Consider the following 16,249-nt stretch of genomic DNA (forward strand, 5'->3'; position numbering starts at 1 on the left):
AAACGATATTCAAAATGGGCTGATGTTCCCGGTCTTCAGGAGATAGTTTATGGAAAAAAAACAGGGTGAACGTGAGATATGGCTGGATGCTGTGAGAGGTTTTGCCATACTTATAGTCCTGACAGTTCATATCATACAGGCGGTTCCTGAATTTCATGATTCGGTTTCCGGATGTGGAAAGATAGGAGTATGGCTTTTATTTCTGCTTACAGGTTTGTTTACATTAAGACCGTATCTTTCATTGGATAATAATGGTATCCGGCAAAGGCACAGATATTTGACAGAAGATAAGGATTCATTTAAGCGAAATGAATCCTGTAATGGAAAATGTTTTTGGCTTTCGACATTTAGATTTTATCTGAAAAGGATAGTTCGCATATATCCTGCATTTTTAGCAGTTCTTGTAGTCAGTGTTTTTACGGGTTATATAGACGTTCCCGATGCGGTCAGAAACTTTCTGCTTATCAAGGGAACAGGGCATTTTTGGACACTTCCGGTGGAAATGAAGTTTTATTTTGTAGCTCCCTTTATAGGATTTCTGTTGATGAAACTGCCCGGAGACTCTTGGAGAGGGACAATGCTTATTACAGTGGCTTTGGTATTTTCTGTGGTGTTCTTTTACAGGAATTGCCCGGAGAACAGCATTGAACTCGGATGGTATCTGCCTGTACTGATGTATGGAGGACTGATTAATTATCTGATAGGCAGTAAAGTAAAAGTTTCTGCAGCATATGATGTTGTGGTGCTGGGAATCCTTGCAGTGTTTATCATTATGGTACCGGCAGTAAGATATATTCTTTTTGGTATCCCTGTAAACAGGTATCTGTCAGATAAGTATCTTTATATCAGCTTTTTATGGATGGCTTTTCTTTTTTCACTTGATCGTTCCAAATATGTGAAGAGAATAATTGAAAAGAGCAGAGTTCTTCCTTTTTTTGGTAAAATAAGTTATTCTTTATATCTTGTACACTATATAGTGATACAACAGTCAGGTCTTTTCATAGATGATCAGCTGAGAAAAAGTCTTATCGCACTGGTGATTAGTCTTTTACTGGCGGTTGTTCTTGAGAGAATGGTAGAGAGGCCCGTGGCTAAGTTAGCAAAGAAAATTTTGTGATATTTTTATAATAATAAGAAAGAGATAATTATGGAGAAAACTGAGCAGCAGGCAAGACAGGAAATACTGAATCTTGTTTCTGAATATGCAAAAAAATATAAGGTTCCGGTTAAGCCTTTTGAGGAAGGTGATCGGATACCATATGCAAGTCGTGTTTATGATGATAAGGAGATGGTAAATCTTGTGGACAGTGCATTGGAATTCTGGCTTACTTCCGGAAGATTTACAGATAAGTTTGAAAAAGACTTTGGAGAGTATCTCGGAGTTAAGTACGTAAGCCTGGTAAATTCGGGTTCAAGTGCCAATCTTCTTGCTTTCAGCACACTTACAAGCCCGCTTCTCAAGGAGAGACAGATACAAAGAGGTGACGAAGTCATCACTGTTGCGGCAGGATTTCCAACAACAGTAAATCCTATCATTCAGTATGGTGCGGTGCCTGTTTTTGTTGATGTAACATTACCGACCTGTGATATAGACGTAAGTATGCTTGAAGAGGCATACAGCCAAAAGACCAAGGCAGTAATGATCGCTCATACTTTGGGAAATCCATTTAATCTCAAGGCAGTAAAGGAGTTTTGCGACAGGCACGAGCTCTGGCTTATAGAGGATAACTGTGATGCGCTAGGCTCAACATACACAATTGATGGAGAGACAAAACTTACAGGTACAATAGGCGATATAGGAACTTCAAGTTTCTATCCTCCGCATCATATGACAATGGGTGAGGGTGGCGCATGCTATACTAATAATCCATTACTTCATCGTATCATGAGAAGTTTTAGAGACTGGGGAAGAGACTGCTGGTGTGCATCGGGAAAAGACAATACCTGCGGACATAGATTCGACGGACAGTACGGTGAACTTCCAAAAGGCTATGATCATAAGTATGTATACTCACACTTTGGTTACAATCTCAAAGCAACAGATATGCAGGCAGCTGTCGGAGTGGCACAGCTTGAGAAATTTCCTGCATTTGTGGAGAGGCGTAAGCACAACTTTACTTTCCTTAAGGAACTTTTGATAAAGGGAGGTGCAGAGGATAAGCTTATTCTTCCAGAAGCTGAGCTGAATTCAGATCCAAGCTGGTTTGGATTCCTTATGACCTGTAGGGAAGGCGTAGACAGAGAACATGTTGTAAGGTACGTGGAGGAGCACGGAGTACAGACCAGAATGCTTTTTGCAGGCAATCTCATTAAGCATCCATGTTTTGATGAAATGAGAAAGACCGGGGAAGGCTACAGAGTTGTGGGCAGTCTTGAAAATACAGACAGAATTATGAGAGATACTTTCTGGGTGGGCCTGTATCCTGGTATGACTGATGAGAAACTTACATATATGGCAAAGGTTCTGCTTGAGGCAATAAAGTAAAAAGATGAATAATATAGAAAACGAACAGGGTTGGAAGTTCGATCTTGAAAAGGTTCATAAAGCAAATCTCGAGATATTGAGGGCTATACGTGATATATGTGAAAAGCACAATATCACATATCTCATAGATTCAGGAACACTTCTGGGAGCTGTAAGGCATCATGGATTTATCCCATGGGATGATGATATTGATATATGCTTCAGACGTGAGGAATTTGAAAGGTTCAAAGCTATAGCGAATCTTGAACTACCGAAAAACATGGAGCTTGTAATGCCTTATGAGTACAGAAACGGAGAGGCTTTCTATGATTTCGTTCCTCGAGTGCTGTATCTTGATTCAAGAAGACATTCTGAGGATGACAAAGATATGGAGTTTTACGAGGGCAAACTGAATCATCTGTGGGTTGACCTCTTTATCATTGACAGACTGCCTGCCGGTAAAACCAAAGGAAAAATCGTGAAACTTATGCAACAGATTTTATTTGGCTTTGGCATGGCGCATAGAAGGAAACTTGACTGGTCAAAGTACAAGGGACTGGTAAAATTTGAAGTAGCGGTTTTAGTGGGAATCGGTAAGATGATACCGATGAAGACGATTTTCAGATGGCAGGATAAAATCGCCGGAAAATATACAGAACTTTATGGCAGAAATAAGGAAGTAACAAACGGAAAGTCTTTTTTTTCAAATTATCAGCCTGATTATCAGTATTGTACGGTAGAAGATTCATGGGAAGAACCGATACATTTTGAATTTGAGGGGGAAAAGTTCACAGGGCCAAAGGAATGGGACAAGGTTCTTAAAATGCTTTACGGTGATTATATGAAGCTTCCTCCTGTGGAAAAGAGAGTGCCTTCACACAGCGGTCGTGAGCTTGAAATCCTTTGACTGGATTTAAGGAAATGCTGATATAATCAGTGTTTCCTTAGTTATATATCAGGGTTAAATGATTGACTATTGATATTTCAGTTTTACAGACGGAGAAGAAAAAACATCATTTGGGAGATAATATGAAACTGCTGAGTATCGTTGTTTCAGCTTATAATGAAGAGGCTGGGCTCAATGAGTTTTACAGTGTGACAAAGGGATATGGAGAAAGACTCAGAGAAAAAGGATGGAACTATGAGTTTGTTTTTGTAAACGACGGCTCACAGGATATGACAGGAGATATTCTGAAAGGTTTATCGCAAGATGACCCGGAGCATGTAAAGCTTATAAGCTTTTCAAGGAATTTTGGACATGAAGCCGCAATGATAGCAGGACTAGATTATGCTTCGGGGGATGGAATTGTGTTTATGGATGCGGATCTTCAACATCCACCTGAGCATTTGGAGAAGATAGTTGATGCATTTGAATCCGGATTCAATGTTATATCCATGGTCAGAACCAAAAATGAAACTGCGGGCATCATAAAGAAGATAACTTCAGGAGGATTTTATTGGTTCATAAATAAGGTATCAGATATATATCTGGAGCCCAATGCTTCCGACTTTTTTGCTATCACACGAGTTGTGCAGAATGTACTAAAAAAGAATTATCGTGAGAAAGTCAGATTTCTTCGCGGATATGTACAGAATGTCGGTTTCAGGAAAACAACTATAGAGTATGAGGCAGCTCCGAGAGTGGCAGGGAGCAGTCATTATTCAATAAAGAAGCTGTTTACATTTGCAATGAATACTATTATGTGTTTTTCAAATGTACCATTGAAGCTTGGTATCTTTGCTGGTTTGAGCAGTGGTTTTTTGGGATTGATTCTTCTTATATATACTTTATGCACACATGATAAAGCTCCTTCAGGATATGCTACTATAGTTGTACTTCTTTGCTTTATGTTTGGAGTACTGTTCATAGTGGTGGGAATCATAGGTGAGTATATAGCAGTTCTGTTCGAGGAACTTAAAGACCGACCTCTGTATATCATAGAGGATATGGAAAACATTGATATAAACTCCGAATATGGAGAATAATATCCTTAAATTAATTAAGAATAATATCAAAGAAAAACGAATTATTTCAGGATGCTAATGCGTGAACATCGCATTGGGCATCCTTTTTCTTATGTTCAGGCATAAAATAAAGCGGTAATTACTGGAAAATAAAATGAAGTATGTATAATATGCACTAAAACAAGAACATTAAAGTGAGAAACATGAAAATTATCAACAATAAAATAAAAGGATTTTCTAGATTCAAAGAAGAATAATCTATTCTTTCTAATATCTTCCATGGATATAATTTAAACAGTAAATGACGGGGCGGTCCCGTAAAAACAAGTACAATCATAGGAGGATTGGATTATTATGAAGAAAGCACTTAGCTTACTCACAGTTTCAGCAATGGCAGTATCAATGCTCGCAGGATGTGGCTCATCAAACACAGCAGCTACAACAGCTGCAGCAACAGAAGCAGCCGCAACAGAGGCAGCAGCAACAGAGGCTGCAAAGACAGAGACAACAGCCGCAGCAGAGGCAGCTACACAGGCTGCAGCAGAGGCAGGTTCAACAGACCTTGCTGACAAGAAGGTTGGTGTATGTATCTATCAGTTCTCTGATAACTTTATGACACTTTTCAGAAATGAGCTTGAGTCTTACCTCGTTTCTCTTGGATTCTCAAAGGACAACATCACTATCGTAGATGGTGCTAACGATCAGGCTACACAGACAAACCAGATTCAGAACTTCATTACAGATAACGTAGATGTTCTTATCGTAAACCCTGTTAACTCTTCATCAGCAGCTACAATCACAGATATGGTTACAGCGGCTAATATTCCTCTCGTTTATATCAACAGAGAGCCGGATGCACAGGAAGAGCAGAGATGGGCAGACAACAACATGAACGTAACATATGTAGGATGTGATGCTCGTCAGTCTGGTACAATGCAGGGTGAGATCGTTGCTGATCTTGAGAATAAGGGTGATATCAACGGTGACGGCAAGGTTTCTTACATCATGATCGAGGGAGATCCTGAGAACGTTGATGCACAGTACAGAACAGAGTTCTCAATAAAGGCTCTCAAGGATGCAGGCATTGAGGTTGAGGAACTTGATGATCAGGTTGGTAACTGGGATCAGGCACAGGCACAGTCACTTGTTGCTAATGCACTCGCTCAGCATGGTAAGGATATCGAAGTAGTATTCTGCAACAACGACGCTATGGCTCTTGGTGCTCTTCAGGCTATCGAGGCAGCCGGCGAGACAGTTGGAACAGATGTATATCTTCTTGGCGTAGATGCTCTTCAGGAGGCTTGCGAGAACGTTAAGTCAGGAAAGCAGACAGGTACTGTATTCAACGATCACATTTCTCAGTCACATTCAGCAGCAGATGCAGCTGTTAAGTACATCACAGGCGAAGGCAATGATCACTACATCGGCTGCGATTACGTTAAGGTAACAACAGATAACGTAGATGACATCCTTGCATCTCTCGGCTAATCAGTCAAGTATGTAACAAATTGATTTAGTACATAATGCAGGAGTGCGGGTGCGAAATCGCACCTGTACCCCTGTTTTTTAAAGAGTATATCTACTGGAGGATAAAATGGCGGAATATAAACTTGAACTTAGAGGGGTATCTAAGTCATTCCCGGGTGTAAAAGCGCTGGATAAAGTCAATCTTGCTGTTCGTCCAGGTACAGTTCTCGCACTCATGGGAGAAAATGGTGCCGGTAAGTCCACACTGATGAAGTGTCTCTTCGGCATCTATCACATGGATGAGGGAGAAATATATCTGGATGGTGAGAAAGTTGAGATCGATAACCCTGATGAGGCAGCCAAAAGAGGAATTGCCATGGTGCACCAGGAACTTCAGCCTATTCCTGCAAGAAGCATAGGTGAGAACATGTATCTGGGCCGTTTCCCTGTTAAGAAGTTCGGTCCGTTACAGATGATCGATCACAGCACTATGTTTGCAGAGACAGAAAAATGGCTGAAGGAGCTGGGACTTGATTACAATCCTAAAGCATTGCTCGGATCACTTTCCATCGGCCAGATGCAGCTTGTTGAGATTGCGAAGGCTGTATCAAGAGAAGCAAAAGTCATCATCTTTGATGAGCCTACATCATCACTTTCCGATAATGAAGTTGACTTCCTTTTCAAGGTAATGAATCAGCTCCGTGACCGTGGTGTTTCTATGATCTATATCTCTCACAAGATGGATGAGATAAAGAGAATCGCAGATGATATTCAGGTAATGCGTGACGGAACTTATGTAGGTACATGGCCTGCGGCAGAGCTTACAACTGAGCAGATCATCGCAAAGATGGTTGGTCGTGAACTCACTCAGATTTATCCTGAACATGATCATGAAATCGGAGAAGTGGTTCTTGAAGTAGAGAATGTCAGCTCAATTCACGCCAAGTCCTTCCAGAAATGTTCATTTAACATCCGTAAGGGTGAGATCCTCGGATTCGGAGGTCTGGTTGGAGCACAGAGAACAGAGCTTATGGAAGGTATCTTCGGAATAAGAAATCTTTCAGAAGGTACCATAAAGATTCACGGTAAAGAAGTAAAAATCTCAAAGCCGAAGGATGCGATGGATGCCGGAATCGGTATGATAACCGAGGATCGTCGTGGAAATGGTATCTTCGGATGCCTTTCAATAAAGGATAATGTTGGTATTTCCATCTATAATAAGCATCTGAAGGGTGGATTTGTTCTTGATCATCCAACTATAAACAAGATTGTTGATGATAGCATCCAGCAGCTTTCCATCAAAACACCGAGCATGAATCAGCATATCGGAAATCTTTCCGGTGGTAATCAGCAGAAGGTTATAGTATCAAGGTGGCTGGCAAATGATCCTGATATCCTCATCATGGATGAACCGACAAGAGGTATTGATATCGGTGCAAAGCATGAGATATATGAGATTATGGAGAATCTGGCAAAGCAGGGCAAGGCAATCATCATGATATCTTCTGAAATGCCGGAGCTTCTTGGTATGGCGGATCGTGTATATGTAATGTGTAACGGTAAGATCACAGGTCAGATAGATCATGCAGAAGACATGACTCAGGAAAAGGTTATGACCTTTGCAACAAAGTTCTGATCAGGCAATTGATAATTAAGGGGAAAGAAAAATGCAAAAGACACAGAAACAGAAAATCACAGATTTTCTTATCAATAACGGTGTTATCATCGTAATGTTCATTCTCGTAATCTATACAGGACTTACAACAAAGAACTTTTTGACACCAAACAACTTCCTGAACCTTCTTGCTAACATGTCCTACAGACTTGTTATCGCTCTTGGTATCTCAGGCGCAGTTATCACCGGCGGATGCGATCTTTCCGGTGGACGTATGGTAGGTTTTGGTGCCTGTATTGCAGGTACACTCCTTCAGAAACAGGAATACGGCGGACGTTTCTTCCAGGAAGGATTCATGGCAAGCATCACACCTCTCAATCCTTTTGTTGTACTTATTATAGCAATGCTTATCTGCGGATGCTTTGGTGCTGTCACAGGATGGTTCATCGCGTTTCTTCATGTTCCACCATTCATTTCAACACTTGCTATGATGGAAATCATCTATGGACTTGGTCTTATCTACACAGGAGCTACACCTCTTGGTGGATATATTACAGGATATACCGCTTTCTCAACAGGAAGATTCCTTGGACTCAGCTGGCTCATTTGGATGGCCATTGCAATGGCAGGAATCACATGGTTCATATATAACATGACACGCCATGGAAAGTATATGTATGCTATCGGTGGTAACCCACAGGCAGCAGAGGTTGCAGGTGTACCTGTAAAGCTTACAATGATACTTATCTATGCTAAGGCTTCAGCATTCTTTGCAATGGCCGGTTTCATGCTTGGAGCAAAGGCTGGCGGTGCTTCTATCAATACCGGTCTTTCATACGAGATGGAAGGTATTGCTGCCTGTGCACTTGGTGGTGTATCTGTAACAGGTGGACGTGGTAAGGTTTCATCAGCTATCATCGGTGTTGCAGTACTTGAGCTTCTGAAGGTTGCTCTCCAGTTCCTTGGTGTAGATGCAAACTCTCAGTACATTGCCATCGGTATCGTTATCTTCGTAGCTATTTCTCTCGATATCAGAAAGTACGTACAGAAGAAGTAATTGAGTGAAATAAATCAATGGATTATAATGAGGTCTGTGGTTTTTGCCACAGACCTTTTTTTATAAGAGATAAAATAAAGAGGTAATAATCAATGAACAGTTTAAATAGCAGTTTTTTTCAGCTTGTTCTTATGACAAAGAATCAGAGTGCGGTTACTGCATTCTTTGCGCAGCATGGAATACAGATAGTACTGGGAGTTATGATCATATATTATGCAGTAAAGCTTCTGGTATTCAAAGATGTGGATGCAATAAGACCTAAGGAATGGGGAAAGCTTAAGGAAGAGAATATCGAGCCATATTCAAAAGAAATGGGTATACTTGTACTGTGTTTCGCAGCTTGTGTTCTTGCTATGGAGATAGTATCTCAGTATGACGGACTTATGGGACTTCTGTTTATATGCCTTTCTATCGGTGTCGTATTTTACAGATTTAAAAAGATCGAAGAGAAGTACGGTAATAAGAATCACGGTTGATTTAAAGAGGTAAGAAGTGAGAAACAGTGAGTCAAAAAACTATTCGGTTATGCTGGTGGATGATGAAGAGAATGTCATCCAGGTTATAATCAACAAGATAGACTGGGAGTCTCTTGGATTCTCGGTGCAGGGATATGCTCATAACGGCCTTGAGGCATTGGAAATGGCTGAGGAAAGTCAGCCCGATGTGGTGATGACAGATATCAAGATGCCATATATGGATGGTCTTGAACTCGCCAGAAGACTGAAGCAGCAGTATCCGACCATAAAAATAATCATCTTTTCCGGATTTGATGAATTTGAATATGCCAAGGAAGCCATAAGGCTTGAGGCGGAAGAGTATATACTGAAGCCCATAGATTCGACAGAACTTAGTGAAGTCTTTAAACGTATAAAAACATCCCTTGATAAAGAGTTTAATGAGAAACAGAACATAAATATGCTTAAGAAGTATTATCAGGAGAGTCTTCCTATATTACAGGAGAATTTCTACACTGCTCTCATAGAGGGAAGAGAAGATGAGGAGACATTATCAAGAGATATGATGGACTATCAGGTAAGTCTGGATGGTCCGTTTTATGATGTTGTGCTTCTTCATAACAGCACTTCACTTGCTCCCGAGGGAATCAATCCACTGCTTATAACGATGTCTGTAAGGAAATTGTGGGAAGAGCACATGAGGGAGAAGTGGGAAGCCAAGTTTTTCTCTTACCTTGGAAATGTTGTAATCATAGTACAGATGAAGTCTGAGAGTGATGTTCGTGAACTTACTGATGAGTGTCAGGTTTTATGCAGACTCAGTAAACATATATCCAAGGCTACCATAACTGCCGGTGTGGGAAAACCTGTATCCAATATTATGGGACTTCCCAAATCATATAGTGGTGCCAGAGAAGCCATTTCATATAGAGTGATCTATGGACGAGGTCAGGCAATCAATATCGCAGAGATCGCGCCTGAGGGCAACAAGAATTCAGATAGTATAAAGACTGAAAGTACCGATGAGAAGCTTTATGCTGTATTTAAAGCTATTAAGATGGATTCTGAGGAAAATCTGGATGCAGAAATTGATAAATATATGGCGGAAGAAGCACCGGTCAACCCGTCAATTCAGGATTACAGATTTTTTGTTATGGATCTGGTGACAGAGATATATCGTTTTATGAAGAGTAATCATATAGATGCCTCCAGTATCTTTGATAAGGATGCGGATCCTTATGATAAGGTTCAGCACCTTGAGCTTTTTGAGCTTACCGGATGGTTTAAGAAGACTACTCATGAAATAAGAGAGGTACTTCGTGCCAATCGTACAGATACTACTAAAGGATTTGTTTCAAAGGCGATAGATTATGTGCGTGAGAACTATGGCAATAAGGATCTTACGGTAGAGAGTATATGTTCTTATCTTGTAATAAGCTCTGCTTACTTCTCTACAGTGTTTAAAAAGGAAACAGGTAAGACTTTCATAAATTATCTCACTGATATACGTATGGAAAAGGCAGTACGAATGCTTCTCGAAGACAATGAAAAGACCTATGTGATAGCTGAGGCTGTCGGTTACAGTGATCCAAATTATTTCAGCTACGTATTTAAAAAGAAATTCGGAGTTTCACCTTCAAGGTACAAAACACAGCAAAATGGATGAATATGTTTCTGAAAAACAATTGAATAAAGCGCCAGGTGCTCCTGTGGATGAAAAGGAAGCTATTGAAAGGGAAAGATTGGCAGAACTTTGTCTTATAAAGGCGAAGAAAACTCTGAAAAGGTATATGCCTCGCAACATTCAGGGTACCATTCTTATGACTTTTACTATAGTTTCCTTTACGCTTCTTCTGCTTTTGGGAGTGGTTTTATATACTCTTTTTGCCCGTCGTATGAGAACCAGTTCTATAGAAGCCACGGAACAGCTTATGGAGCAGTCAGTGGTAAATCTTGAGGATTATCTTGAAAGCATGCGGCGCATATCGGATGCCATGTACTATGATGTCATAAAAAGCTCTGATATATCCAAAGATTCCATAGATAATGAGATGAAGCTTATATATAAGGCACATAAAGACAATCTTGTCAGCTTCTCGCTCTTCAAGCAGGATGGTAGTCTTGTGTCAGCCTCTCCTATAGCCGAGGTCAAAAGTAATCTTTATGTTCCATCTCAGCAGTGGTTCAATACGGCACTGTCCAAGGATGAGGATCTTCATTTCTCCACTCCACATGTTGAAAATCTGTTTCTTGATCCCGGTTATGGTTACAGTTGGGTAGTATCCCTGAGCAGGGCAGTGGATCTGATAGAAAATAATGAATTGACAAAAGGCGTACTTTTGGTTGATATGAATTACTCAACTATCAAGGAGATGATGGAACGAATCAATCAGGACAGTACAGGTCAGTATGTTTATCTCACAAATACCAGTGGTAACATTATTTACCATCCGAAGCAGATGCAGATAAACTATGAAATAATGAATGAGAATAACATAAATGAAGCTCACTATTCGGACGGAATGCATGAAGAGGTGTTTCGTGGAGAGAAAAGACAGGTTATAGTTAAAAGTATTTCCTATACCGGATGGAAGCTTATAGCTGTGCTTCCGGACAGTGCATATAGTATCGACATAAGCAATCTTCGTTTTGTTGTCATTCTTCTTGTGGCAAGTGCTCTTCTCATCATGATCTTCATAAACAGGATAATCTCGAGCAGGATATCAAGACCGCTTAATCTTCTGAACAATTCAATTAAGAATATGGAAAACGGAGATATGTATCCGGAAGATATATATGTTGGCGGAACTCAGGAGGTTGAGCACCTGGGACGAACACTTAGACATTCCATCGAACGTATCAACCAACTTATGGATGATATTGTCATAAAGCAGGAAGAAAAAAGAAAATCTGAGATGGATGCACTCCAATCCCAGATAAATCCTCATTTTCTTTATAACACACTTGATTCTATAGTGTGGATGATAGAGGGTGGACATAATAAAGATGCAGTTTTTATGGTCACTCAACTTGCAAGTCTTTTCCGCATAAGTCTCAGCAGAGGTAAAAATATCATTACGATAGAGCAGGAGATTAGACATGCTGAAAACTACATGAATATACAGAAAGTAAGATATAAAAACGGATTTGGTGTGGTTTTTGATGTGGATGAAGAAGTGAAAAAATATGCCACTATTAAACTCATTATCCAGCCTATCCTTGAAAATGCCATATATTATGGAGTAGGAGATATGGATCCGGATGATGGGGGAGAGATAAGGATCCATGCCTGGTATGAACCGTATAACAGTGGGAATGATACAGAGGTTTCTATTGGAACTGTTAAGCATGATGATTCAGCTCTCAGAGATGAAAGTGGAATTTCCGAAGGAGATATTTATATAGAAGTTATGGATAACGGCTATGGTATGCCCCCTGAAGTGTGTGAAAATCTTCTTAATGAGGATAATGATACAAAAAATGTAGTTCCTAAACATGGCTCGGGGGTTGGACTCGTAAATGTTCATAACAGAATAAGGCTCAGATTTGGTGAACAGTATGGATTGTTTGCAGAATCAGAACCGGATGAAGGAACTAGAATAACGATTCACATACCGGCTATACTGTTTAATGAAGATAATCAGAAACTTCTCGAAAGCGGGCATTACAGAACATTGAGTAACAAGAAAAGGTAATACTAATGGTGACAGATCATGAATGAAGACAGTGAGATATTGCTTCCTGTAGTGGTGGCAACAATTGTGGTTATTCTATTCTGCGTTGTTATGCTTATAAAGGGAACCGGTCCTGAGATCTATAAGGTTTCTGTGATAGTCAGCGACTCGAATTCAGGAAGATGGGTGCCGTTTAAGGCAGGACTTGAACAGGCGGCAAATGATAACAATATAGAGCTTAATTACGTACATACGGAGTATTTGGACAATATATATACAGAAGCAGAGATTATCAATGAAGAGATAAGTCGAGGAGCAGACGGTATTATCGCAGAATTCTGCCTAAGCGACGGCGTGGATGATCTGGTAGCATCAATCGGTGCAAGAGTGCCGATTCAGTTTGTGGTTACGGATGTTATTGCAGATGCGGATGTAAGCGGAAATCATGCGACAGTTGCGCCTGATAACTATGCTATAGGCAGGGCTGTTGGAAATGAGCTTGTGATAGATTACGGAGAAAAGCTTTCAGATATAAAGATTGGCATCATTTCCGGAAATCAGAATCAGCTTGGTATGCAGCAAAGACTTGAAGGTTTCATCGATTCAACAAAAAAGATGAAACCGGATATAGTATGGACAGTAGCGGAGACACGCTATACCAGGGAAGAACTTGATAAGGCTTTTGCCAATGAACCTGCAGATATAGTTATCGGACTTGATAATAACAGCCTGGAAACTGCAGTAGACCGTCTTTCGGGAGAAAATGATGGAAATGTAAAGTTTTATGGTTCGGGATGCAGTGAAAAGCTTGTTTACTACATCGATTCCGGAAAGATAGATTCAATGATTCTTCCAAACGAGTTCAGTATGGGATATCAAAGTATGTCTGATCTGGCTATAAAACTTCAAAACAGAACATCTCAACTTGTGAGTAAAGAGATAGATTATAATGTAGTTCATCGTGAGAATCTGTTTGGAGAGGATAATGAGCAGATACTGTTTCCTATCGTAAAGTAACAGAAGCTGCTTCAGTCCAATACTTTTCACCATCTTCTATCATATCTATATAGGCTGATTTCATAACATCGTACAGAGGTTTGCAATCAGCTTCATAATTGAATCTTGAGGGGATGGAACAGGTTATCTCAATTATATCCGAGGCAATCTTCATAGCCAAAGCTTTATCATTAAGACGGATAAGACCGAATATAGTGGAATCATATGTCTTGTCATTGATGCATGTGGTTATCCAGAATATTGCAAATTGTCTCCACTCTTCCTTGAGAAGATCATCTATAGGAAAATCAAGAATACAGAGGTCCTGCAGATAGCTTGTGACCTCTTTTTTTATACGATTTTTGTTGAGAAAATTGATGCCGAGACGACCGGTAATAAAAAGATTCATCCAGGCTGCTATAAAGTTATCCTTCCGTTTCTGACCGGAGGATAACTTCGGATATCTCTTTAACAGGATGTCGAGTCTGCGCTGATTGTCACAATCTTCGGCAAGTTTCTTTTTGAGGATTTCTTCTCTGAAATCAATATCTTCTATTTCATAGTAATGAAGAGGCCAGTTCTCTTCATAATACATAGTATCTTTATGTTCGTTACGTAAAATCATGATGAAGCTCCTTATGAATGAAAACAGGAATATTAAAGAGACACAAAGGTTTGATCAGTGTTTATTTAGAAATATCCATGTTTTGCATAATGCGTATATTCTATCACAACAAAATACTGTAATAAAAGCTTTATGCAAATCAGTATTGACGAAAAGAAAGAGCAATGTTATTATGTTCAAAATCAAAAATAAGGAGAGGAAAATGAACAAAAAAGCAGGTGAATATCACAACAGAATTGATTGGGTCAGTACTCTGGTTCCTTTTATGCTTATTGTACTTCTGTGCATTTTATTTTTTATTTTTCCGGAGCATTCCAATGTCGTTTTGAATAACATTAGAAGCTATCTTGGTGATAGCTTTGGTTCTTACTATCTTATGATAGGACTTGGCACTGCTATAGTATCTGTGTATATAGCCTGTTCAAGATATGGCAATATAGTTCTCGGAGAGCAGGATGAAAAGCCTAAGTATAGTTTCTTTGTCTGGGGATCAATGATGTTTACATGCGGACTTGCGGCAGACATTTTATTTTATTCCCTCTGTGAGTGGTTACTCTATTGGGAGGATCCGCATACTGCGGAGATGGGCAATCTGATGGACTGGTCAAGCACCTTCACATTGTTCCATTGGGGGCCGATCCCATGGGGATTTTATCTTGTTCTTGCAGTCGCTTTCGGGTTTATGCTTCATGTCAGAAAGCGCAAGCGTCAGAAATACTCTGAAGCATGCAGACCGATACTTGGAAAATATACAGACCGACTTCCGGGAAGGCTTATTGATCTTCTGGCAGTTTTTGCACTTCTTGCAGGAACGGCGACAACATTTTCTGTGGCGACACCGCTCCTGAGTCAGGCCATTAAGTCACTTACAGGTTTTGATTTATCAGAAAGAGCCATAACTATATTTATACTTGTGACAACCTGCCTTATATATACATATTCAGTCATGAAAGGAATGATAGGTGTTTCTATTCTTGCCAATATATGTACTTATCTTTTTTATGGACTTCTTATGTATGTTCTGCTTTTTGGAGGACAATGCAGATTTATAATCGAATGTGGTTTTTCTGCGGTTGGAAGACTTGCCCAGAATTTTATAGTTCTGTCGACTTACAGTGATCCTGCAAGAACGACAGGATTTGCCCAAAACTGGACTATTTTTTACTGGGCTTATTGGATGGTATGGTGTGTGGCTGCACCATTCTTCATAGGAAGTATTTCAAGAGGAAGAACTGTTCGTCAGACCATATTGGGGGGATATGTATTTGGACTTGGCAGTACATTTGTGAGCTTTATAGTACTTGGAAACTACGGACTTGGGCTTCAGATTTCGGGAAAACTTGATATAGTTTCTCTTTATGAAAAAAGCGGTGATCTCTATACAACCATTATAGAGATAGTGAGACAGCTTCCATGTTCAACGCTTGTTATGATTGCACTCATTATAGCGATGATAGCGTTTTATGCCACTTCCTTTGATTCCATTACACTTGTAGCTGCCCAGTACAGCTATAAGGACATTAAGGAATCTGAAGAACCCGGAAGTATGATGAAGGCATTTTGGTCAATACTTCTTATCATGCTTCCTATAGCTCTTGTTTTTTCTGAAAGCTCAATGGCTAATATACAGTCTGTAAGCATCATCGCAGCTTTTCCTATAGGTCTTGTTATCGTGCTTATCACGGCATCTTTCATAAAGGATGCCGGTATATTTCTTGAAGGAAAGGAAGAGATACCAGGGATAACATCAGAAGACAAGGGTGATGAAGATGATGAAATGTCAGATGAAAAAATAGAAGAAATCATCGATAATTGGGAGTACATGTATGGAGATAAATGATGATTTATGATAGAATGCTCATGCTGCTTTTGGCAGCATGAGCTTTTTTATAAAGAATGTATAGGAATTAATATAAATTATACATGGCGTA

General features: G+C 39.9%; 13 protein-coding genes. 12 read left to right on the top strand and 1 reads right to left on the bottom strand.

Translation table 11 applies throughout. From position 1 onward, the window contains the following. Positions 1–49 precede the first annotated feature (49 nt). The 11 genes from BM294_RS06075 to BM294_RS06125 all read left to right on the top strand — a co-directional run bounded on the left by BM294_RS06075 (position 50) and on the right by BM294_RS06125 (position 13,714). A complete protein-coding gene (locus tag BM294_RS06075) occupies positions 50–1,117 on the top strand; it encodes an acyltransferase family protein (protein WP_091205768.1) in 1,068 nt (355 codons plus the stop codon). A gap of 24 nt (positions 1,118–1,141) precedes the next feature. Next, complete coding sequence (rfbH, locus tag BM294_RS06080; RefSeq protein ID WP_442950775.1) at positions 1,142–2,485, top strand: lipopolysaccharide biosynthesis protein RfbH; 1,344 nt, start codon at positions 1,142–1,144, stop codon at positions 2,483–2,485. A 4-nt stretch (positions 2,486–2,489) separates the two neighbouring features. Beyond that, positions 2,490–3,371 (top strand): LicD family protein, encoded by an 882-nt coding sequence (locus BM294_RS06085; protein ID WP_091205771.1) that lies wholly within the window; start codon positions 2,490–2,492, stop codon positions 3,369–3,371. A gap of 122 nt (positions 3,372–3,493) precedes the next feature. Then, on the top strand, positions 3,494–4,450 hold the full coding sequence (locus BM294_RS06090; RefSeq protein ID WP_091205773.1) for a glycosyltransferase family 2 protein: 957 nt from the start codon (positions 3,494–3,496) through the stop codon (positions 4,448–4,450). Between the two features lie 333 nt (positions 4,451–4,783). Further along, on the top strand, positions 4,784–5,917 hold the full coding sequence (locus tag BM294_RS06095; protein WP_091205775.1) for a galactose ABC transporter substrate-binding protein: 1,134 nt from the start codon (positions 4,784–4,786) through the stop codon (positions 5,915–5,917). A gap of 106 nt (positions 5,918–6,023) precedes the next feature. Further along, positions 6,024–7,532, top strand: a complete 1,509-nt coding sequence (locus tag BM294_RS06100; protein WP_091205777.1) for a sugar ABC transporter ATP-binding protein — start codon at positions 6,024–6,026, stop codon at positions 7,530–7,532. Positions 7,533–7,563: 31 nt separating this feature from the next. Next, a complete protein-coding gene (locus tag BM294_RS06105) occupies positions 7,564–8,568 on the top strand; it encodes an ABC transporter permease subunit (protein WP_091205778.1) in 1,005 nt (334 codons plus the stop codon). A gap of 92 nt (positions 8,569–8,660) precedes the next feature. Continuing rightward, positions 8,661–9,044: a hypothetical protein gene (locus BM294_RS06110; protein ID WP_091205780.1), complete on the top strand. Its 384-nt coding sequence runs from the start codon at positions 8,661–8,663 to the stop codon at positions 9,042–9,044. 49 nt (positions 9,045–9,093) lie between these two features. Next, positions 9,094–10,689, top strand: coding sequence for a response regulator (locus tag BM294_RS06115; RefSeq protein ID WP_091205992.1), 1,596 nt, complete (start codon positions 9,094–9,096; stop codon positions 10,687–10,689). Positions 10,690–10,708: 19 nt separating this feature from the next. After that, positions 10,709–12,718: a cache domain-containing sensor histidine kinase gene (locus BM294_RS06120; protein WP_242944442.1), complete on the top strand. Its 2,010-nt coding sequence runs from the start codon at positions 10,709–10,711 to the stop codon at positions 12,716–12,718. A gap of 18 nt (positions 12,719–12,736) precedes the next feature. Further along, positions 12,737–13,714, top strand: coding sequence for a sugar ABC transporter substrate-binding protein (locus BM294_RS06125; protein WP_091205782.1), 978 nt, complete (start codon positions 12,737–12,739; stop codon positions 13,712–13,714). Here the strand turns inward: BM294_RS06125 and BM294_RS06130 are convergent. Then, the gene (locus BM294_RS06130; RefSeq protein WP_091205784.1) at positions 13,701–14,318 is read right to left on the bottom strand and encodes a DUF6553 family protein; all 618 of its coding nucleotides are present in this window, start codon (positions 14,316–14,318) and stop codon (positions 13,701–13,703) included. The genes BM294_RS06125 and BM294_RS06130 overlap by 14 nt on opposite strands. A 202-nt stretch (positions 14,319–14,520) precedes the next feature. On the opposite strand from BM294_RS06130, the gene BM294_RS06135 reads away from it, so the two are divergent. After that, positions 14,521–16,158 (top strand): BCCT family transporter, encoded by a 1,638-nt coding sequence (locus BM294_RS06135; protein ID WP_175494553.1) that lies wholly within the window; start codon positions 14,521–14,523, stop codon positions 16,156–16,158. Positions 16,159–16,249: the final 91 nt, after the last annotated feature.

The sequence above is a fragment of the Oribacterium sp. WCC10 genome (genome assembly GCF_900113415.1).
In the GTDB taxonomy this organism is placed as follows: domain Bacteria; phylum Bacillota; class Clostridia; order Lachnospirales; family Lachnospiraceae; genus Oribacterium.